Annotated in this window: 21 protein-coding genes and 4 tRNA genes; 15 read left to right on the top strand and 10 right to left on the bottom strand. The window is 42.5% G+C overall.

What is annotated here, in order from left to right:
• Positions 1–13: 13 nt before the first annotated feature.
• The gene (locus tag F9Y84_RS13480; protein ID WP_225740791.1) at positions 14–1,606 is read left to right on the top strand and encodes a methyl-accepting chemotaxis protein; all 1,593 of its coding nucleotides are present in this window, start codon (positions 14–16) and stop codon (positions 1,604–1,606) included.
• A gap of 48 nt (positions 1,607–1,654) precedes the next feature.
• On the opposite strand, the gene F9Y84_RS13485 is transcribed toward F9Y84_RS13480, so the two are convergent.
• The gene (locus F9Y84_RS13485; RefSeq protein ID WP_147390653.1) at positions 1,655–2,839 is read right to left on the bottom strand and encodes a dipeptidase; all 1,185 of its coding nucleotides are present in this window, start codon (positions 2,837–2,839) and stop codon (positions 1,655–1,657) included.
• Positions 2,840–3,016: 177 nt separating this feature from the next.
• Between F9Y84_RS13485 and F9Y84_RS13490 the strand changes: the two genes are divergently transcribed.
• The 3 genes from F9Y84_RS13490 (at position 3,017) to F9Y84_RS13500 (ending at position 5,555) form a co-directional block, all read left to right on the top strand.
• The gene (locus F9Y84_RS13490; protein ID WP_147390652.1) at positions 3,017–3,658 is read left to right on the top strand and encodes a hypothetical protein; all 642 of its coding nucleotides are present in this window, start codon (positions 3,017–3,019) and stop codon (positions 3,656–3,658) included.
• Between the two features lie 114 nt (positions 3,659–3,772).
• Positions 3,773–4,849: a sensor histidine kinase gene (locus F9Y84_RS13495; RefSeq protein ID WP_147390651.1), complete on the top strand. Its 1,077-nt coding sequence runs from the start codon at positions 3,773–3,775 to the stop codon at positions 4,847–4,849.
• The gene (locus F9Y84_RS13500; protein ID WP_125254225.1) at positions 4,827–5,555 is read left to right on the top strand and encodes a LytR/AlgR family response regulator transcription factor; all 729 of its coding nucleotides are present in this window, start codon (positions 4,827–4,829) and stop codon (positions 5,553–5,555) included. The genes F9Y84_RS13495 and F9Y84_RS13500 overlap by 23 nt, the downstream gene beginning before the upstream one ends.
• 3 nt (positions 5,556–5,558) lie before the next feature.
• On the opposite strand, the gene F9Y84_RS13505 is transcribed toward F9Y84_RS13500, so the two are convergent.
• From F9Y84_RS13505 to F9Y84_RS13525, 5 genes are all read right to left on the bottom strand, one after another.
• A complete protein-coding gene (locus F9Y84_RS13505; RefSeq protein WP_125254224.1) occupies positions 5,559–5,816 on the bottom strand; it encodes a YheU family protein in 258 nt (85 codons plus the stop codon).
• A 4-nt stretch (positions 5,817–5,820) separates the two neighbouring features.
• A complete protein-coding gene (locus F9Y84_RS13510) occupies positions 5,821–6,813 on the bottom strand; it encodes a hydrolase (RefSeq protein WP_147390650.1) in 993 nt (330 codons plus the stop codon).
• 257 nt (positions 6,814–7,070) lie between these two features.
• A complete protein-coding gene (locus tag F9Y84_RS13515) occupies positions 7,071–7,217 on the bottom strand; it encodes a hypothetical protein (protein ID WP_010374526.1) in 147 nt (48 codons plus the stop codon).
• 158 nt (positions 7,218–7,375) lie between these two features.
• Positions 7,376–7,825 (bottom strand): TIGR02444 family protein, encoded by a 450-nt coding sequence (locus F9Y84_RS13520; protein WP_147390649.1) that lies wholly within the window; start codon positions 7,823–7,825, stop codon positions 7,376–7,378.
• The gene (locus tag F9Y84_RS13525) at positions 7,819–9,747 is read right to left on the bottom strand and encodes an ATP-binding cassette domain-containing protein (RefSeq protein ID WP_147390648.1); all 1,929 of its coding nucleotides are present in this window, start codon (positions 9,745–9,747) and stop codon (positions 7,819–7,821) included. The genes F9Y84_RS13520 and F9Y84_RS13525 overlap by 7 nt, the downstream gene beginning before the upstream one ends.
• Positions 9,748–10,084: 337 nt before the next feature.
• Between F9Y84_RS13525 and F9Y84_RS13530 the strand changes: the two genes are divergently transcribed.
• Complete coding sequence (locus tag F9Y84_RS13530) at positions 10,085–10,285, top strand: YheV family putative zinc ribbon protein (protein WP_147390647.1); 201 nt, start codon at positions 10,085–10,087, stop codon at positions 10,283–10,285.
• A gap of 27 nt (positions 10,286–10,312) precedes the next feature.
• Here the strand turns inward: F9Y84_RS13530 and F9Y84_RS13535 are convergent, their stop codons facing one another.
• On the bottom strand, positions 10,313–10,525 hold the full coding sequence (locus F9Y84_RS13535) for a SlyX family protein (protein ID WP_125254219.1): 213 nt from the start codon (positions 10,523–10,525) through the stop codon (positions 10,313–10,315).
• Positions 10,522–11,535 (bottom strand): WD40 repeat domain-containing protein, encoded by a 1,014-nt coding sequence (locus tag F9Y84_RS13540; protein WP_147390646.1) that lies wholly within the window; start codon positions 11,533–11,535, stop codon positions 10,522–10,524. The genes F9Y84_RS13535 and F9Y84_RS13540 overlap by 4 nt, the downstream gene beginning before the upstream one ends.
• Positions 11,536–11,801: 266 nt before the next feature.
• On the opposite strand from F9Y84_RS13540, the gene fkpA reads away from it, so the two are divergent.
• Complete coding sequence (fkpA, locus tag F9Y84_RS13545; protein WP_125254217.1) at positions 11,802–12,557, top strand: FKBP-type peptidyl-prolyl cis-trans isomerase; 756 nt, start codon at positions 11,802–11,804, stop codon at positions 12,555–12,557.
• A 99-nt stretch (positions 12,558–12,656) separates the two neighbouring features.
• Here fkpA and rsd read toward each other — a convergent pair whose 3' ends face one another.
• Positions 12,657–13,127 carry a sigma D regulator gene (gene rsd, locus F9Y84_RS13550; protein ID WP_147390645.1) on the bottom strand — a complete coding sequence of 157 codons (471 nt, stop codon included), beginning with the start codon at positions 13,125–13,127 and terminating at the stop codon, positions 12,657–12,659.
• A gap of 464 nt (positions 13,128–13,591) precedes the next feature.
• On the opposite strand from rsd, the gene hemE reads away from it, so the two are divergent.
• The gene (hemE, locus tag F9Y84_RS13555) at positions 13,592–14,656 is read left to right on the top strand and encodes a uroporphyrinogen decarboxylase (RefSeq protein ID WP_125254215.1); all 1,065 of its coding nucleotides are present in this window, start codon (positions 13,592–13,594) and stop codon (positions 14,654–14,656) included.
• A gap of 70 nt (positions 14,657–14,726) precedes the next feature.
• Here hemE and F9Y84_RS13560 read toward each other — a convergent pair whose 3' ends face one another.
• On the bottom strand, positions 14,727–16,574 hold the full coding sequence (locus tag F9Y84_RS13560) for a M1 family metallopeptidase (protein WP_147390644.1): 1,848 nt from the start codon (positions 16,572–16,574) through the stop codon (positions 14,727–14,729).
• A 180-nt stretch (positions 16,575–16,754) separates the two neighbouring features.
• Here F9Y84_RS13560 and murB point away from each other — a divergent pair, with 180 nt between their 5' ends.
• The 8 genes from murB to F9Y84_RS13600 all read left to right on the top strand — a co-directional run.
• Positions 16,755–17,774, top strand: a complete 1,020-nt coding sequence (gene murB / locus F9Y84_RS13565; protein WP_147390643.1) for a UDP-N-acetylmuramate dehydrogenase — start codon at positions 16,755–16,757, stop codon at positions 17,772–17,774.
• A complete protein-coding gene (birA, locus tag F9Y84_RS13570; protein WP_147390642.1) occupies positions 17,761–18,753 on the top strand; it encodes a bifunctional biotin--[acetyl-CoA-carboxylase] ligase/biotin operon repressor BirA in 993 nt (330 codons plus the stop codon). Before murB ends, birA begins: the two co-directional genes overlap by 14 nt.
• Positions 18,750–19,442 carry a type III pantothenate kinase gene (locus tag F9Y84_RS13575; RefSeq protein WP_147390641.1) on the top strand — a complete coding sequence of 231 codons (693 nt, stop codon included), beginning with the start codon at positions 18,750–18,752 and terminating at the stop codon, positions 19,440–19,442. Before birA ends, F9Y84_RS13575 begins: the two co-directional genes overlap by 4 nt.
• Before the next feature lie 124 nt (positions 19,443–19,566).
• Positions 19,567–19,642: transfer RNA gene (locus tag F9Y84_RS13580), tRNA-Thr, on the top strand.
• Between the two features lie 47 nt (positions 19,643–19,689).
• A tRNA-Tyr gene (locus F9Y84_RS13585) sits at positions 19,690–19,774 on the top strand.
• A gap of 44 nt (positions 19,775–19,818) precedes the next feature.
• Positions 19,819–19,893: transfer RNA gene (locus F9Y84_RS13590), tRNA-Gly, on the top strand.
• Between the two features lie 13 nt (positions 19,894–19,906).
• Positions 19,907–19,982 (top strand) — tRNA-Thr (locus F9Y84_RS13595).
• A 137-nt stretch (positions 19,983–20,119) separates the two neighbouring features.
• Positions 20,120–20,246: GTP-binding protein (locus tag F9Y84_RS13600; protein WP_033023824.1), on the top strand; the 127-nt coding region annotated here is incomplete at its 3' end.

Consider the following 20,246-nt stretch of genomic DNA (forward strand, 5'->3'; position numbering starts at 1 on the left):
TGTAAGGCTGTTGATGATGAATTTACATAGTATTAGAGTTAAAAGCTCATTGCCTACCGTGATGCTGGCGATCCTGCTGCTATTTGTATTTTTTGGTCTAACAACGCTATTGAGTAAGGTGCAATCTGCACTTGAAGTACAAACTGAAAACTACTTGCGTGCTGTGTCTGTCATACTCAATGCTGACCGTGACTTCTACCAAGCTCAAGAGGCATATTTGATGTTACTCGCAGGGGAAGACAGGCGAGATGACTTTGAAGAAAACGCACAACAAGTAAAACAGCGCTATCAAAAGTATATTCAATTTATGCAGCTTCACCGTAGCGAATTAAACGCATTTTCGACGTTCGATACAAAATTTCAAAACTGGTACCGAGTGACATCTTCGAGTATCAAAGCGCCCGAAGACAACGCATTGCGGCTAGAGTCTGCGAAATTATTCAGTGCAGTTAGAGGGTTACTTGATGAGGCCGGAGAGTTTGCTGATGCAAAGTCTGCTACTAGTCGAGCACAAGTTATTTCCGAGGTGACACAACTCAAGTGGAGCTTGGGTGTGGGGGCATTCCTATTACTCTCCATTGCATGTTGGATAGCCTACTGGATCCCAAAGCAGTTAGCCAACCAAATTAATTTTGTTTCAGACAGAATCGCCGAGATAGCTTCTGGTGATGGTGATTTGACAGGTAGGATAGAGACCAAAGGTAACGATGAATTTGCAAAGCTGTCTCGCAACTTCAATCATTTTCTTGCAAGTTTACAAGCCATGGTGACCGCTGTAGTCACAGACGGGAGTGAATTATCCAAGCTATCATCAAAACTAAGTAAATATGCGACTCAAAGCCACGATTTAGTTGATTCACTTGGTAATGCTTCGCACGCTATATTAGGTGCCATTCACCAGCTAAGTCATACTAGTGAAGAGGTTTCACACGTAGCTGAAAACTCTCTCAAAGAAGCTGAATCCTCACACCGCTATGCTGCACAAGGTAAAACGGTTCTAACCGACTCAAAGCAAAAAATAATGCAGCTTGCAGATAATATGCAGGTTGCATTAGCAAGCTCTATGGCGTTACAAAAAAATTCAGAAAATATTACTCAAGTGCTTGATGTTATTCGAGGAATTGCCGAGCAAACTAATTTATTGGCACTCAACGCAGCTATTGAAGCGGCGAGGGCTGGCGAGCAAGGTCGTGGCTTTGCAGTTGTTGCTGATGAGGTGAGGTCACTAGCCACTCGAACACAAGACAGTACTAATGACATTCAAAAGATGTTAGAAGCATTTTCACATAGTGTTGAAGATTCACAGAAGACGATTGAAGATGGTAAAGAGTATGTGGATGTTGCTGTGGAAAGCTTTGCTAAGGCAACAGAGTTATTAGAGTTAATAGCGCAAAGTGCGGTAAAAGTAACGGAACTATCAGAGCAAACGGCTCATGCAACACAGCAACAAAACTGCGTATCGACTGAAATTAGCAGCAATCTAACGGACTTAAATGACAAGACATTGGATGGCGAACGACTATCTGGAGAAACGCACCAAATTTCCGATGATGTATTGCGAGTAACTTGTAAATTAGTGGAAGAGTTATCTCAATTTAAAGTTTAAAGTTAGTTTATAAGGTGTGCTAAGTAGAACACCTTATAAATGCTGTGGTTATCTCGTAAACTTGCTTGCGTAAGCTTCAGCTTGTTTCCATACGCGCAAGGTGTTACCGCCTAAAATCTTTTTGATATCAGAATCGCTGTAACCTCTATCCAAAAGGCCTTGTACAAGATTTGGGTAGGTAGATACATCTTTCAGACCAACTGGTAGTGAGTCTCCCACACCATCGTAATCAGAACCGATCCCGACGTGGTCGATACCAATTAACTTCACAACATGGTCGATGTGGTCGAGTACTTGGTCAAGGGTTGCAAACGGAAATGGATTTTTAGCTCTAAACGCAGCTCTAAAGTCAGTCGTGTCTTTACCTTTAGCTGCTTCTTGTGCTTTTTCTCGCTTATCATACCAAGCGCCAGCTTTTGCTGTTACAAAGCTTGAGCCAAAGTTTATTTGGATAACGCCACCATTTTTGGCCAAGGCTTTAAGCATGTCGTCATCCATGTTGCGTTCAAAGCCTGGCGTGTATTTACGAAGAGATGAGTGTGAAGCAACGACGGGCACTTTTGAAATTTCCATTACCTGATAAAACGCGTCATCGGAAATATGTGATACGTCAATAAGCATCCCAATCTTATTCATTTCAACAACAAGCTCTTTGCCAAATGGGCTCAAGCCTTTCCACTTACGGCGAATATCATAAGAAGAGTCAGAAATATGATTACTCTGAGAGTGAGCTAACGTGATGTAGCGAACACCGCGGTCATAAAAATGCTTTAGGTTTTTCATCTCACCTTCAATCGGTGAGCCATTTTCCATTCCCATCGCGATAGACATAATACCGTTGCTAAACTGTTGGTATATATCATCGGTATTATATGCCATTGCAAATTTGTCTGGCGCGCGATGTGCTAATGCTTCCATACCATCAATCAGTTGGTTGGCGAGCTGATAGCTTTTTCCCTTACCTTCAAATTCTAAATTAGCAGGAATATAAATAGACATAAATGGCGCGTTTAGACCACCTTTTACCGCACGAGGATAATCAAAATCACCGCCTTCGGTCGCTTGGCTAACGTCATCCCACTTATTTTTAATACGATATGGAACGTCGATGTGTGTATCAATTAGGATGTTATCGTGAGCGAGCTTAACTGCGCGTTCAGAGGCCTGATATTCAGTTGCATAAGCTGAAGAGACAGCCAGCGCTAACGCGCCAAGTGCAATGCCGAGCTTCATAGTATTGCCTTTCCTTTATAGTTATAGAAATCTGATTGTAACAAGTATACGTTCATCCTCAATATTTTACGTTTATCACTTTCTTTTACCGCTCGTCATTATCTACAACTCGAGTGCAGCGGATCTCGTTATTATTTTTTCCAGACAAAACAAGTAATGAAAATAAAGGAAAGAAAAATGAGAGCGTCACTACAAAAGAAAACACAAGCTATGTTATCACTTGCTTTATTGTTGGCTGGAGCGACTGTGCAAGCCAACACGTTTGAGGAAAATATCAATGTTGAAGCGTCAAATGTGATGGCGAGCGGCTTTGGTATCGATGCAATCTATATAGATGTAGACAATGCAGTGGCTGACTTTGGTGTGGGACTTAATTACCGTAAGGCCATTGATATTACGCCAACAAAGTCCAGCTATGTAGATACTGCGACTGCGTATTTTCGGGTAGATTACCGCATTGCTTCAAAAGAGCAGAACACGGTTGAGCAGAAAGAAATGGAATTTGGCTTGAATTTAACCTTTTCTGACTCGTTGCAAATATTTGCTGAAGTTGGTGTGCTATATGACAGCTTAGAGCTTTCTGGCCACGCTTCAACTACACAATATGATACATCAGCCTTGGGTATGCGTCTTAATTATTTAGGTGACTTTACAATTGTACCAGCTATCGAATACAGAAATAGCGATCTAACAAGTGACTTTGGATACTCTATTACGTTTGAGAAAAAGGTCTCTGAGGGCGGGATCAAGCCAAGTTATGGTTATAAGCAAATTGGTGATGAGAAGAGTGTATTTGTTAACTTACTTTATCGTTTTTAATTCCATAAAAGGTTAACAAGTTGGCCTCTTTGAGACAAGTTTTGCGGTACTATTTATTAATTTTCAGTATGATGGCCTCCAACCAGATAAAAGATAAAAAAGAGGAGGCCACCGATGCGTACATATTGGAAGTGTCAGATTTTTGTGTTCTTAGCAATGATCTCAACCAACATGTTTACTGCAATATTAATGTTTGATCTCGGTGATGAAAGATTATTTCTACTATTCCTTCGCACGATATTAGGTGCACTTAGTTTTATATTAATTAGTCACTTTGTACTTCGTAATTTTGCGAAACGCTGGGCAGTATATCGAGGTAAAGCGAGAGCGAACCTCCTTACATTGATGCTGATATCACTCATATGTGCTCCTTTGCATTTTGCGCTCGGCGTCAAACTTGTGAAGCAGGTTGTTACAATAGAAAGTACGGAAGAAGTGTCTAGTCTAAGAATTCAAGACAACGATGAGGCGCTCGGAGGGGAAAAAGTAAAAACCAGTGACTTGGCGACACTAATATTTTACATCGGCTACTTTTGGCTTTGGTCAGGTTGCTATTTGGGGATTGTTACAAGGCGGGAAAAGAGAGTGTTAGCAAAGCAACTTCAAGAACAACAGTTAGCCAATTTGATGAATCAGGTAAACCCTCACTTCCTTTTCAATTCCTTGAATACGATCCGAGCGTTGATTTATCAAGATAAAGACAAGGCCGCAGAAGTGGTAACTCAGCTCTCAGAGCTATTTCGCTACAACTTAATGCAAGATATGCGCGCACTGGTCACTTTACAAGAAGAGTGGAAAGTATGTGAGGATTTTCTTGGTATAGAACAAGTGCGACTAGGTAAGCGCTTATCGGTTACAACTCAGGGACTAGAGAGCTTTTACAATATTCATATCCCCAGTATGTCGCTGTTTACTTTGTTAGAAAATGCGGTGAAACACGGTATTGCACATCTGCCAAAAGGGGGAGAAATTGCAATTCAGGTGGTTAGAAAATCGCAAAATATTCACATCTCAGTGACTAACCCGTATGATGCCACTCGTGTTCAAACCGGCACCCAGCAGGGGCTAAAGAACATTCAAGCACGTTTAGCCTTGATGTATAACAAGAGTGCAAAGTTAACAGTCAATGATGGAGGTGGGCTTTTCCAGGCCACATTGGAGATCCCGTATGAATCAAAAAACAACAATTAATGTGATGCTGGTTGACGATGAGCCGTTAGCAAGGGTGGAATTGAATCGCTTGCTAAAAGCTCACCCGCAGGTGAAAGTCGTTGCTGAAGCCGAAAACATTATGGACGCGGCACAATTACTAGAGCTACATACGATAGATGCCTTATTTTTAGATATTGAAATGCCTGGCGGCACAGGCATTGAGTTGGCGCAGCAACTGCAAGGCGAAATACCTATTGTGTTTTGTACTGCGTATAACGAGTTTGCTGTCGACGCTTTTTCTCTCAATGCAGTTGATTACTTATTGAAACCAGTGGTGGCTAATCGACTGCAAACCGCACTCGACAAGCTTCAGGCTTTGACCGACCAAAGCGAGTCTGCTGCTCTTGAGGATGAGTTTAAACTGATGGTAAAGATCGCAGATAAAATGAAGATTATTCAGCTTGGTGATATTACACGTTTTGAGAGTATTGGTAATCACGCTGCTATTTACACCGCTCAGGGTAAAGCTTACCTTCACAGCTCGTTATCTAAAATTGAAAGTAGGCTCAATCCTAACCAGTATTTCCGCGCAAGTCGTAGTGATATTATTCGCTTGGACGCCATTGAAGAGTTAGAAGAAACGATTAATTATGGTTTACAAGCACAGCTTACCTATGGTGGTGAAGTTGAAATCTCTCGTCGCCAAGCGGTTAAGCTTAAAAAGCAGATGAGTTTGGCGCTATAGCGCCTACTCTATGCTTTGATACTCGTAATCTTCCTGGGCCTGCATGGCTTGAAACTGCTGCTTACTCACAATATTTACCGATTCGTGTAGCTCAGAGAAAACGATAAGTGCATCGCCTGATTGCAGCTGTGCTTTTACTTGTGCAACTTTGCTTTCGGTACTGACCTCAATATCCCCATAATCAGTACCTTCACGTAGTACATAGTGTTCAATGAGATTATCTAAGGTTTCAGCTGGAATTTGCTGATATGGAATGAGCATACTACTAAGCCTTACAATTAAATTGACGTAAATATTGTGGGATCACACTTTCTAACCAAAATTGGGGTTTGAGGGGGTTCTTTCCCGAGATAAACCCTACGTGTCCACCTTGCTGACTCACAGCGAGTGTCACAGCAGAATTAACCTGTGCGAATGTCGGAACCGCTTGAGCAGAAAGCATGGGATCATCTTCTGCGTGGATTATTAGAGTTGGCGTTGTGATGTCACTTAAATAAGGTTGTGCACTCGCTTGGGCATAATAATCTTCAGCGCCCGCAAAGCCATGCAATGGGGCGGTTATTTTATCGTCAAACTGCCAAAGGTCATTAATGTTACGTAGCGCCTCTTGGTCAATATTTATTTGAGATTGAATGACATCGAGTTTGCGGGAGAAGGATTTTTTCATTCGATCTAGTAAATATTTTTGATAGAGCTTAAAGCAGCTCTTTCGGATCACTTGGCAAGAAGAAGATAGATGATAAGGAGCTGAAACTGCGACTCCGGCTTCTAGGCCGCTGTGTGTTTTGCTTTCACCTAAGTATTTTGCCAGCACGTTACCACCAAGTGAAAAGCCTACAGCAAAGAGTGGGCGTTTGGGAAAGCGTGCTTTTAATGTACTGATAAAGTAACCAAGATCTGAAGTTTCACCACTATGATAGGCTCTAGGTTGACGGTTTGCTTCCCGTGAACAATTACGAAAGTGCATTAAAACGGCATCGAAACCCGTGCTTACGAGTGATTTCAGTAGTCCCTTGGCATAAAAGCTATTTATATTTCCCTCGAGACCATGTAAAACCACCACCAGTGGCGCGTTTCTATCTCCATGCTTGGCCCATGCTAGTTCTAGAAAGTCATCATCAGGCGTTTCTAGCGTTTCATAGTTTACTGGTACATGTAATCTAGGCCTAAAAAAGCGTGGCAAGATGGTTTGGGCATGGCGATTGCGCATCCACCAAGCAGGCTTGAAAGTTAAGTCACTCGTTGTCATGGTTTTCATGGCTTGATTCTTTATAGAAAGTACGTTGGCTTTTGACTATAAGTGGTAAATTAAGGATTTTATCCACGTTTCAAAACAAGTTTTCAGCAGTTTAACGTATATTTCTACAGGGGTTAAGCAAATAAAAAGCACCCGACCAGTAAACTGATAAGGTGCTTTGTGCGTCGTGCTTAATTCTTATAGTTGGGGAACTACACAGAGCCGATTTTGTACTGCTTATTCTGCAATCGTCTCTAGGTAATACTTTTAAATCTGTTTTATTGTTCGTTAGGTACTTCAGCATCCATGACTTTTTTGATGAAGAAATAGACGTAATAACAGCACAGCAAAATTACAATTCCTAAAAAGCCAAAAGACAGAAACAACACAGGGTCGGAAAAAAAGTCTCTAAAGAATACGTTCATGGCTGTGCCTCCTAATTTGTCGGTGAGTAAATAGTAGTGGAGGTATGAGGGGCTTGATATGATCAAGATCAAGTTTCAACCCCAAGCAAAACTAAACTAAGTGAAAGGCTTGATCTCGATCAGTTTTTGCGCGCTGAATAGGTTACGAGCGCACAGCTTCAATCATTGACTGGAGCAAATAATACTGTGTACTCATTGTCACTGAGGTAATGTCTAAGATTACTGCCTTGTTGTAAGGGATAAAGGTGGCTGTGTTGCAGCACCTCAAGCAACAAAGCTTGCTGACGCTTCTCCAGTTCCAGCTCCGCAGTCAACATGGCAGCTCTGAGTTGCTGATAGTCTTCATAGTGATGATGTTGTGCTTTAAGGAGGCTGCGAATGCGGCGTTGTGGTTGGAGTATGATTTCGTCAAAGTGCTTGCACGTCTCAATGAGTGTTGAGACAGCTTCAGGCTCGACTGTCAGTGCCAATTTATCTAGATAACAAAGTAGCAAGCACAAGTTAATATTTTTGCTTCCATTATCCTGTAAAGCCAATAGCCGCGCCTGCATTTCAGGACGGCTATAAAATTTACAGGAAAATAGCCAAAAGTCTTGCCGACTTAACATATTTCTCCTGTTGCATCGAAGTGATTTTGCTTTTCTTCCAACTCCTCCAGCGCCATTAGTAGCGCTTCTTCGGTGTCATTGAGTTCTGGTGTCACGGTAGCTTGTTTTGCTAATAGTTCGCTTAATTTAGCCTTATTTTCATCGGTATATAAATTGTTGTCAGCGAGTGCTGTTTCAATTTCATCAGCCTGTTCGGTGAGCTTATCTAGCTGCTTTTCTAGCTTTTCAATCGACTTTTTAAGAGGTTGAGTGGCTTTTCTAAACTCTGCCTCAAGGCGTTTTTGCTCTTTTCTATTCGCATTGGAATGCTGTTTTGGTTCAGCCTCTGTGGTGGCTGACTTGGCTTGCTCTTTATTGGCATTCATCAGCCATTGATAATAAGCCTCTAAGTCATAACCAAACTGTGAAACGCTACCATTATCAACGAGATAATATTCGTCAGCAGTGTTTTTTAGCATATGACGATCGTGAGAAACCGTGACCATTGCCCCTTCAAAACCCTGTAATGCCATCACTAACGCATGTCGCATTTCTAAATCTAAGTGGTTGGTTGGCTCATCGAGTAGCAGTAGGTTTGGTTTTTGGTAGACCAGCATTGCCAGTACCAGCCTAGCTTTTTCACCACCTGAAAATGGCGCAACAGGCTCAAGTGCTTTATCACCGTGAAAGGCAAAACCACCCAAGAAGTCCCGAATGACTTGTTCTGGTGCTTTTGGGTCTAGCCGTTGGATATGAGTGACGGCACTGGCTTCAAGGTCTAGAGACTCCAGCTGATGCTGAGCAAAATAGCCGACATTTAGTCCTTGGTGCTGAAATACTTCACCTGCTTGTGGGGTTAAGTCGCCAGCAAGTAACTTAATGAGTGTCGATTTACCAGCGCCGTTACGGCCAAGTAAGGCGATTCGACTTCCTGGGACTAGATTAAGCTTTATGTCATGCAAAATGGTAATATCACCGTAACCTGCTTTAGCTTTCTCTAATGTCATTAGTGGGTTCGGTAAGCTCGTTGGCTCTGCAAATTCAAAATTAAAGGGTGAGTCGGCATGAGCTGGTGCAAGCATTTCCATGCGTTCTAGGGCTTTTACACGACTTTGTGCTTGTTTCGCTTTACTGGCTTTGGCTTTAAAGCGAGTAATAAACTTTTCTAGGTGCGCTATAGTTTCTTGCTGCTTCTCAAAAAGCGCTTGATGTTGTGCCATACGTTCGGCTTTTTGGCGCTCAAACTGAGAGTAGTGGCCCTTGTATACGTTGATTTTTTGTTGATCAATATGCCAAATCTCACCAACAACAGCGTCTAAGAACTCGCGGTCATGAGAAATGAGTACCAGCGTACCTTGATAGCCACGCAAAAAGCGCTCTAGCCAGTATACCGCATCTAAATCTAGGTGGTTGGTAGGTTCATCCAACAGCAATAAATCGGCATCGCGGATCAAGGCTTGTGCAAGGTTTAAACGCATTCGCCATCCACCAGAGAAGTCGCTGACGGCAAATCCAATCTGCGCATTGCTAAAACCTAGGCCGTGAAGTAATTCTCCCGCTTTAGCTTCGATACTATAGCCTTTGATATTTTCTAGTTGTTGGTGAGCCTTTGCTTGGCCTTCACCATCGCCATCCTGTTCAGCTTGTTGTAGTTGTGTTCTAAGAGCATAGTATTCAGGATGCCCTTGCAATACATATTCAAGTGCGCTGATAGACAGTGCCGGAGTTTCTTGTTTTACCGATGCAATAGACCAGTCTTTTGGAATGCTAAAATCACCAGAATCGAGTTGCAACTCGCCTTTTAGTAGTGCAAAAAGAGAAGATTTACCACACCCATTGGCGCCTACTAGGCCAGCTTTATGTTGGGGGTAAAGTGTCGCATTTGCCTGTTTGAGTAGTGTTTTACTACCACGAAGTAGCTCGATATCAGTGAGTTGAATCATAATTCTAAAAGTCTGTTTAAACTGTGTGCATGATAACACGGATCGGTTCGTTGACTTCAAGCGTATCAACACAAATAAAATTAGGATAAAATAACGGCTAATTGGTACCAATTGGTCTTGATACTTGCTCAGTTTGAAAGCGTAGATGAAACGCTAACGGCGCTAAGATTTATTATTTGGAACATCTAAATAATAAATTTTTGTCAAGCTTGTATGGAGTAGGCAATTGGGCGTTAGCTGGATGCGGTAACGATGTTATCGACAAGGTTTTCTCGCTTCAAGATTGTAAGCTTAATTAAGTGAATTGGTATAACTCGGTATTCTTAGAGGTGTAGAGTTGAAAGTGAAAAAGCGCTTTATTGCGGGGGCATCGTGTCCGGAATGCCAAAAGCTAGATGTCATGATGCTTTACAAAGAGCATGATGTGGAAAAGGTGGAGTGTGTTGAGTGTGGTCATATCATGACACAACCAAAGGATGCGGTGCAGGCCTCCACACGCCAATTTGAGCAAGTCATTGGCGTGTTTACACCGGAGTAATCATTACTCCGGTCAGCATTGCTTTCATTAGTAATGCGGTGGCGGCGGCTCTTGGTGTTGCGGCATCAATCCAGGGTCTCTTCCTTCCTTCATTTTTTCAGCCAGCAATTCTATTTGCCTTTGCATTTTTGCAAGGCGTTGTTGGTGCGCCTTCAATTCTTCGTTTAATGTTTCTATAGTATCTTCTTGAAAGGCAAGCTTAGCCTCAAGCTCGGTAATTCGATTGTCGATTTCATTCATGGCTTTTCTACCTGCGCAAATTTTTCCAGCAGGCCGCTGGAGCTTTCAGTTAACAGTGCAGAGTCATTTTCTTGAAAGGCAACGTCAAACACGACCGCTGACTTCGGACGACTTCCTTCTCGTGGCTGCACGCGCCAAGTTTGTATGCGTTCACCATCGCTTACTCGCCATAAAGCCAGCTCGCGATTGGGGGAACCAGTTGCTAATAAAGACGCGTCTTGATTGAAGCGTACTGCACTGAAAATTTTCTGGCGAGCAATATACTGTAATTGTGCTTTAAGATCACCAGAAGTTAGTTGCCAAATACTGGCTTTTTTCATGCTGTCAGCTGTAAACGCAAAGCGCCCTTGTTCGTCTAGCGCAACTTTCGTGACTCGACTCGGATGATTAAAGCGATGAATGACTTGCCCTGTTCTGGTATCCCAAAAATAAGCTGCATAATCATTTCCTCCAGTTAACGCAAAGTGTCCGTTTGGGGACATGGCAATAGAGTTAATATTTTCTTGATGACCAAGGAACTCTATACGCCTACCGCTTTCTAAGTCGAGGTGGACAACAACGTTATCGCTACGAGCGTAGAGCACGTATTTGCCTGCATTGCTAATTGCGATGTCTCTGATGGTGCCTGATTCAATCTCGAAATATCCTAGGTTTTGGCCGTTCTCAAGGCTCCAAACAGCAAAGGTATTATCATTGGCTGTAACGGCAGTGGAGTTATCATTTGCCAGTGCAAGTGAGTGGATAAGGTCATCACTGGCATTAGAGTGACGCCATTGATATTTAAGGCCTTGCTCTTGATTATCCCAAAGTACGGCCCCATGCTCTATGGAGGAAACTAGGCTATAGTTGCCATCGGCAGAAAGTGCCGCTGAAAATGCGCCTCTGCTGGCGTGTTCAATGGTCAAAATAGACTTTGATATATCGGGGCCACAGCCCACTAATGCGCTAACGCCTAGCATAATTAAGCTAGCAAGGAGACTTTTCCACTTGATGTTGACGAGTTTGACCATAAATGGGGTAAATCCTCCTTAACTCCAAAGTCTACAACAGGTAAACTAAAGGCATCAAAAACAAGATATTATTTTGATACTAGCGTATTAAAAGCGTAATGTCGTTACGTAATAATGGCAAGCAAATGGATATTGGCATTCTTATTATAGAATGGTAATGTGGCTAGCACCTTTTCTTATTAATATAAAATTAACAATGACACCGAATATCAAGCCCTGTTGTGTGAGCATCAGCCTTGGTAGTAGGAAATGTCGGAGAGTGTAGAATGAAACAGACAATTAAACTGTCACTCGTTGCCGCTTCAGTATTAGCACTGGTAGCATGTAACAAACAAGCAGAAGAACAAAAACCAGTTGAAGTAAAGCTGGACACTGAATTACAACAGCAAGCGTACGGAATAGGTGCTTCTGTAGGTAACTTTTTACAAAAAGATCTAGCAGATAAAAAAGAGTTAGGCGTTGAGCTTGACCAAGAGTTATTAATGCGTGGTTTTAAAGACGCATTAGCTGGTGAAGCAAAGTTAGACGAAGCAAAGATCCGTGAAGTACTTACTGCACTTGATTCTTCAGTTCGTGAAAAGCAAGCTGCAAAAGCTGAAGCTGACGCTGAAAAGAATAAAGCAGAAGGTGAAAAGTACCTAGCTGAAAACGCGAAGAAAGAAGGCGTAAGCGTTACTGAGTCTGGTCTTCAGTATGAAGTGTTAAGTGAAGGTGAAGGTGCAAAGCCAGTTGCAACAGACATGGTTAAAGTACATTATAAAGGTACTTTGCTAGATGGTTCTGAATTTGATAGCTCGTATGCACGTAATGAACCTGCAAGCTTCCGTTTAAATCAAGTTATTGCTGGTTGGACTGAAGGTCTTCAGCTAATGACTGTAGGTTCAAAGTATAAATTTACTATTCCTTCAGAGCTTGCCTATGGCACGCGTGACCTTGGTAAGATCCCTGCTAATTCAACATTGGTATTTGAAGTTGAATTGTTAGATATCGAAGGCGAAGCTGAAGAGAAAGCAGCGGAGTAATAGAGGTACGTATTAATCTCTAAAGATCAATACGTACAATCAAAAAAGGTGAGTACTCTATGGCTCACCTTTTTTGTTGTTAGGATACCCGCACTTTAATTATTCAGTATGATTAGAATAAAGATTATCAATTAGCTCGTCTTCCAATTGGAAGCGTAGCTCTAATGTCTCACCTAATACAGACAAGTCATTATCAAACTCTGCAAGATCATGAGTTTCTTGATTTATCTCTGCGTATTTATCGTTGAAATCAAGCGCTGTGTCAGTTGTTTCTGTGATCCTTGGATACAGCGACTGTGCAAGCTTGGCACTTTCAGGCCCTTTCTCCTGACAAGCTTCGACGATGTTGTCATAAATCTCAAAGTGACCAGCTGAGAGGTAATCCATTAAAATTTGGCAGAATGATTGAATATCAACCTGCTCTGGCAGTGCTTTACCATCTCGTGTTGGTGAGCATCCTGCGACTTTATAATATAAAACCAATAGTTCCTGACGCTCTGCTAACCATGCATCAATTACACTATGGCTACCTCCCCATTTTTGTTGGGCTTGTTCTAACTGCGAAAGCATAGTGACTCTCCTTTAGCGGGTTACCTACCCCTATGGAAAGGGAAAGCGCACAAAAGGTCAACCAATTTTTTCTGAAAAAGCCGAAAAAGATCAAAAGATTATTGGTGTAATAATAGGGAATGTTAACAAATTCATGGAGATAAAAATAAAAAACCACCAAAGGAGTTCTTTGGTGGTTCAAAATAGCAGTTTAGCTTGTTGCGTAATATTGTTATTTTTATAGTGAAGGTGTTTTGTTGTTATTTTTGTAACGCCATATTTTTATACCAATCTTTTAATCGTGTTGCAATCAGTTTAATTGTATGTATCTAGATTAATTTGTTAAGCACATGAATTTGTTCCTAATAAAGTATGCCTTAATCTAGATCATAGACCCAGATTCTTGGGGATAGTTTAGATAGTGCCCATGTGTACTTAGTGATACAATTGGCATAATTGATTTTTAGTATTGGAACTGAGACGCTATGAGCGAATTAAAAAACGATCGTTATTTACGAGCGCTATTAAAACAACCAGTTGACGTCACACCAGTATGGATGATGCGTCAAGCTGGCCGTTATCTGCCAGAGTATCGTGCGACAAGAGCACAAGCTGGTGATTTCATGAGCCTTTGTAAGAATGCAGAGTTAGCTTGTGAAGTAACGCTCCAGCCACTTCGTCGTTATCCACTGGATGCGGCAATTTTGTTCAGCGATATTTTGACAATTCCAGATGCAATGGGGCTAGGGCTTTATTTTGAAACTGGCGAAGGTCCTAAATTTGAGCGTCCAATCCAATCACTAGATGATGTTAAAAAGCTACCTAAATTAGACCCAACAGACGAGCTTGGCTATGTAATGAATGCGGTGAGCACAATTCGTCGTGAGCTTAAAGGTGAAGTACCACTTATTGGTTTCTCAGGGTCTCCTTGGACGCTAGCGACGTATATGATCGAAGGTGGTAGCAGTAAAACCTTTGGTAAGATTAAGAAAATGGCCTTTGCTGAGCCACAAACATTACACTTACTACTGGATAAAGTCGCTGACTCAGTTATTGACTACCTTAATGCCCAAGTGAAAGCTGGTGCGCAATCGCTAATGATTTTCGACTCTTGGGGTGGGGTGCTAAGCCCACGTGATTACAAAGAGTTCTCACTACAATACATGCACAAGATTGTAGACGGTCTTATTCGTGAAAATGATGGTCGGAAAGTACCTGTGACATTATTTACGAAGAACGGCGGTCAATGGATTGAAGCTATTGCAGCGACAGGCTGTGATGCGGTTGGTCTTGATTGGACAATTGATATTGCTGATGCGAAGCGTCGTGTCGGTGACAAAGTCGCGTTACAAGGCAATATGGATCCGTCAATGCTACATGGAACACACGACCGTATTCGTGAAGAGGTGCAGCATATTCTAGCGGGCTTTGGTGAAGGTAACGGTCACGTATTTAACCTAGGCCATGGCATTACACCTGATGTTGACCCAGAAAACGCGGGCGTGTTTATTAATGCTGTACACGAGTTTAGCCGTCAATATCACAAGTAATTTAAGTTTGAACTTAAACTAAAATAGAAAAGAGCGCTTATTGAAGCGCTCTTTTTGTTTTTGAAATGTATTATTCAAATAAGGCGTCGATAGTGCCCTGAGCAAGTGGGTGGTACCCAGGTCGTGCTTGTTGATAAACACGATAAGCCCAGTCACGTTTGCCATTGTTAATGAGTGATTTATATAAATTCACAATAAGCTTACGGCGCCCAATACTTACTAGATGCTTTTCGAGATCTGGGTAAATAGCCTGATAGCCGTTACCTACTGCTAGCATGTACCACGCAAACGCGCGTTCTGCGTTGGTTGACTGTGTGAGCTGAAATGCTTTGTCCAATGCTTCCATGCGTTCGATGGCAAGATCTCTTGGTAAGTTATTAATAAAGTGCAGCCATTCATGTACCGTCCATGCATCGGTTGGTAGGTCTGCAAGTGTTTTTTCATCTTTTAGCCAAGCTTGAGTGAGCGCATCCACTTTTTCGAAAGCATCAGAAGTAGGATTTGGGGCGTCGCTTGGTAAACCTGGCTCATAGATCCATTCTTTGGCTTTTTCTAAGCTCACGATACCAGGATATTGCTGTAGCAAGTTTTTGTCTAAGTAAGCAACAAATTCATCGGTAGTCAGAGATTTAAAAGAGAAGGTGTTAAAGTAGGTTTTAACAAACTTGTCGAACCTGTCACGACCAAACTTTTCCTCAAGATAGATAAGGAATAGTTGCCCTTTTGTGTAAGGTACTGAGCTAAACGCATCGTCAGGATCGCGACCATTAAGCTCCAAATTCATGCGTGTATCAGGAGCCGCGATGGTTTTTAGTTGAGCGCGTAGGCTCGCCGCATCCAGCGCCTGCTCCATCACCGCACGGTCACGACCAAACACTTCTTCCATAATGCGGTTTTCAACGTAAGAGGTGAATCCTTCGTTTAGCCATAAGTCCTCCCATGTCGCATTGGTGACTAAGTTGCCAGACCAAGAATGTGCTAACTCGTGTGCGATTAGGTTTACTAAGCTTTTGTCGCCGGCCACAACGGTTGGTGTGATAAATGATAGGCGCGGATTTTCCATACCACCAAATGGGAAGCTAGGTGGCAACATGAGCAGGTCATATCTACCCCAAGCGTATTCACCGTACATGGCATTGGTTTTGTCGATCATCGCTTGCGTATCGTTAAATTCTGCGACCGAGGCATCAAGAATTTGTGGCTCTGCAAAAATTGCAGTTTGGTGTGACATTTCTTTATATTCAAGATTACCTGCACCAATAGCGATCAAATAGGGTGGTATTGCTTGCGGCATATCAAACCAATAATCGCCATCTTTGATAAATGCGCCAGTATTATCCGCACTCATTACCGCGCGTACATCTTTAGGTGTTTGCACTCGAGCTGAATAAGTGACGCGCATTGCTGGCGTATCTTGCACGGGGATCCAACTACGAGCATGAATAGCTTGAGACTGGCTATACATAAATGGGTGAGACTTACTTGCGGTTTGCTGCGGTGTTAACCACTGCAAGCCAGATGCAACAGGCAAACTGTTGTAGTAAATACGCGCTTTCTTAGCTTGCTCTTTAAAGTGAATAGTTAACTTTGCACCTTTCACATCATCGCGCTTGGCAAGATCAAACTTTGCGATATGCCAGTTGCCACTCTTGCCTTGATACATCACTTTGTCGATTTCGAGATCGCGTGTATCGAGTACTAACGTTGTAGCCTGACTGTTTTGCCAGTCTAGTGTATGTTCAACAAACCCCTCTAGTTGCTTATCATCAAAATCAACATCGAGGTCTAAATGCAGGTGAGTGGTGATGACGTCATTAAGATTGGCATAAGTGTGCTCGTCAACTGCTGCATTTACATTAGCAGTGTGGACAAGGCCAGCCATGGCAAGACTGAGTGTCAGTGCAGAAAGTTTAGTCATAATGCTGCTCTTATAAAAATAATATTCCCAATTAGAATGGCTAACATAACTAATTTCTAACTATTTAAACAGCATAAGCCGATAGGTAACGTAAAATGCTGGGCAAGATGACATTAATGCGCAAGTCAGGGCAATGCGCTACACTAGCGCCAGTTTAGTTTATATCAACAAGGTGCTGCAGTGATTAGTTTGCAGTCTTATCACACATTTTCACTACCATCAGGTTGTGAGTCACTTATTGTTATTGAAGACCCAAAGGAGCTCGTTCAGCTCAACTATGACCAAGCTTTCTTTTTACTTGGAGAGGGCAGTAATACGATTTTTCTTGAAGATTATGCTGGTGTGGTGATTAAGCTTGCGACCTCAGGTGTCAATATTGAGGCTCGGGATGACCACTACTTAATTCGTGCGGCTGCTGGTGAGAATTGGCACCAATTGGTATTAACGCTACTCGAACAAGGTATTGGCGGCCTAGAAAATCTTGCTTTGATCCCCGGCACGGTTGGTGCTGCACCAGTACAAAATATCGGCGCCTATGGTGTCGAAGTATCACAATATATCACTGCGGTTACGGGCTTTGACATCACTCAAGGACACTTTACGACACTGAGCAGTACGGAGTGTCAATTTGGCTATCGAGATTCGGTGTTTAAGCATCGTTTAAAAGACAAGTTTATTATTACCGAAGTCACGTTTGCATTGCCCATATGTTGGCAACCAAAGTTAAGTTATGGTCCTTTGCAAAACCTCAGTGGTGCTGCAACTGCAAAAGATGTGTGTGATGCAGTAATTGCAATACGAAACAGTAAGCTTCCCGATCCTTGTAAGCTTGCTAATGCTGGGAGCTTTTTTAAAAACCCGATTGTTGATAAGGCATTTGCTGTGCAATTGCAATCTATGTTTCCAGACATGCCTGTATTTAAAGTAGATGAAAATAGTGTAAAGCTCGCAGCTGGCTGGTTGATTGACAAGGCCGGCCTCAAAGGATGCCAGCGTGGCACTATCCGTGTATACGAGCAGCAAGCGCTAGTATTGGTACATGAAGGTGGCAGTAGTGGGGCGGATCTGAAGCAGCTAGTTAGCCACATTCAAAGAACCGTTTGGCAAAAGTTTGCGGTAAAGCTGGAACATGAAGTGCGACTTATCGCAAAGCAGGGGGAGTGTCAGTTGCAAAGTGTGGAATGTCATGAAAACATCTGATCATAAAAAGCAAACAATTTTAGCGGCACTAAATCAAGGCACATTTATCTCTGGACAGGAGTTAGGTGAGCAGCTTGGGATCAGTCGTGCAGCTATCGCCAAACATATTACAGCACTGCAAGACATGGGAGTGGACATCTTTCGGGTTAATGGTCGGGGGTATAAACTCAATTACAGTTTGCCATTGATCAATCAAAATAAGTTAAATAGCCTTTGGCAGCAACAGTTTCATACGGATTGCCCCATTGAGTATCATGCGATTGTTGATTCTACCAATAGCGAATTAATGCGACGTCTACAAAGTGACCTTAATATGGCTTCTGGTCATGTGTTGGTAGCTGAAATGCAGCAAGCCGGAAGAGGGCGCAGAGGTCGAACATGGCAATCACCATTTGGTGCAAACCTTTATTATAGCTACTACTGGATGTTTGATGCTGGTATGCAAGCGGCAATGGGATTATCTATTGCTGTTGGCTTAGCTGTTTATGACGCATTGAAGGTATTGTATGGGATTAATGTCGAACTAAAATGGCCAAATGACATTTATCTAAACCAACAGAAACTAGCGGGTATCTTGGTCGAGCTTGAAGGGCAGGTTGAAGGTCCTTGTCATTTGGTAATAGGAATAGGACTGAATATTTGTATGCCAGAATCAGCATCTAAGCATATTGATCAAGCGTGGACAGATCTGCAAACACACATAGGCTCAATTGATAAAAATCAGCTTGTGGTGCAGCTAACTCATTCTTTATCTGAGCGCCTCGTGCAGTATAAAGAGTCAGGACTTAAGGAAATGGTTTCCCAGTGGAACAGATTAAATGCTTTCAAAGGTGAGCTTGTAACACTAAGTACAGGTCAAAGGCAGTGGTGCGGTATTTGCGAAGGCATTGACGCACAGGGCGGAATACTGTTGAGGCAAGATGGTGAATTAAAAGCTTTTTATGGTGGCGAAGTTTCGCTAAGAAAGGTGACATCGTGAAACTGCTAATTGATGTGGGAAACACCGCTGTAAAATATGCGGTTGCTGATGAAGACAACATTCGCGTAGTAAAAGAGAATGATATTGAATGGCATAAAATAACATCCATTATTTGTTCACAGGTAGGTAAAGGAACAAATTTACAAGCAATTAATAGCCGAGCTGCTGAGTTTGCAATTCCGCTAGAGCAGGCTTATGTATCTTCAGCACGGGCTGGTGTTACCTGTGCATACCCTGCATTTCAGAACTTGGGAATTGATCGCTGGCTGACTGTACTTGCAGCTCATGCGCTTTATCCAACACAAGATGTAATTGTAATTGACTCAGGTACTGCGACCACTGTAGATGTCGTTACCGCACAGGGACAGCATCTAGGTGGTTGGATTGTACCTGGTCTCGATTTGATGACTACAAGTATCACCGCCCGAGCAGAACGCGTTTTTTGTGATGATAACACGCCTTTTTTAGCTGAATTTGCGAAAAATACACCAGAGGCAGTTAAAAATGGAGCATTAGCGGCAATGATTGGCTTAGTTCAGAGCGCAAAGCTGCAATTAGATAACAAGTCTGCGTTGGTTTTATGCACCGGGGGTTATGGAAAATTGATAAAGCAGCATGTGGATCTTGCTGTTTTTGATGACCTGTTAGTATTCAAAGGGCTCTTGGTTTGGTGGAAAAACCCACAATAATTCTAAAAATGTCATGGTTTTGGCTTAAATGTGAGCACTTGAACAATAAATTTAAACTTTTTTGCATATTCCTGTTGCATCAAGTCAGCGGTTGCTCTAATATCTCGCCCCGTACTAAAGCAGTGCCGACTTAGCTCAGTTGGTAGAGCAACTGACTTGTAATCAGTAGGTCATCCGTTCGACTCGGATAGTCGGCACCATCTTTTTACCCTATTTTATAGGATGCTTTAGGAAAGAATTTTTACGTGGAGGGGTTCCCGAGCGGCCAAAGGGATCAGACTGTAAATCTGACGGCTCTGCCTTCGCTGGTTCGAATCCAGCTCCCTCCACCACTTTATTCTTGACGGTTAGAGGTAGTTAAGAACAGGTTCCTAAAGCGGGCATCGTATAATGGCTATTACCTCAGCCTTCCAAGCTGATGATGCGGGTTCGATTCCCGCTGCCCGCTCCAGTTCGTCTGGCGTGCTGATATAGCTCAGTTGGTAGAGCGCACCCTTGGTAAGGGTGAGGTCGGCAGTTCAAATCTGCCTATCAGCACCAGTCTCCGAAGAATCTTCTCAAATACTTCCTTTGAATTGTCGAAAAAATATTTATAATAGACTGAATAATTCTAGTCCACATTCGTCGTGGATTATTTTTATATGTAATCTAGATACACAAAACTTATAGGTTTCGTCATGGCAAAAGAAAAGTTTGAACGCGTAAAACCGCACGTAAACGTAGGTACAATCGGCCACGTTGACCACGGTAAAACAACTCTAACTGCAGCAATCACTAACGTACTTGCAAAAGTATACGGTGGTG

Source organism: Pseudoalteromonas peptidolytica, from assembly GCF_012641745.1.
GTDB lineage: Bacteria > Pseudomonadota > Gammaproteobacteria > Enterobacterales > Alteromonadaceae > Pseudoalteromonas > Pseudoalteromonas peptidolytica.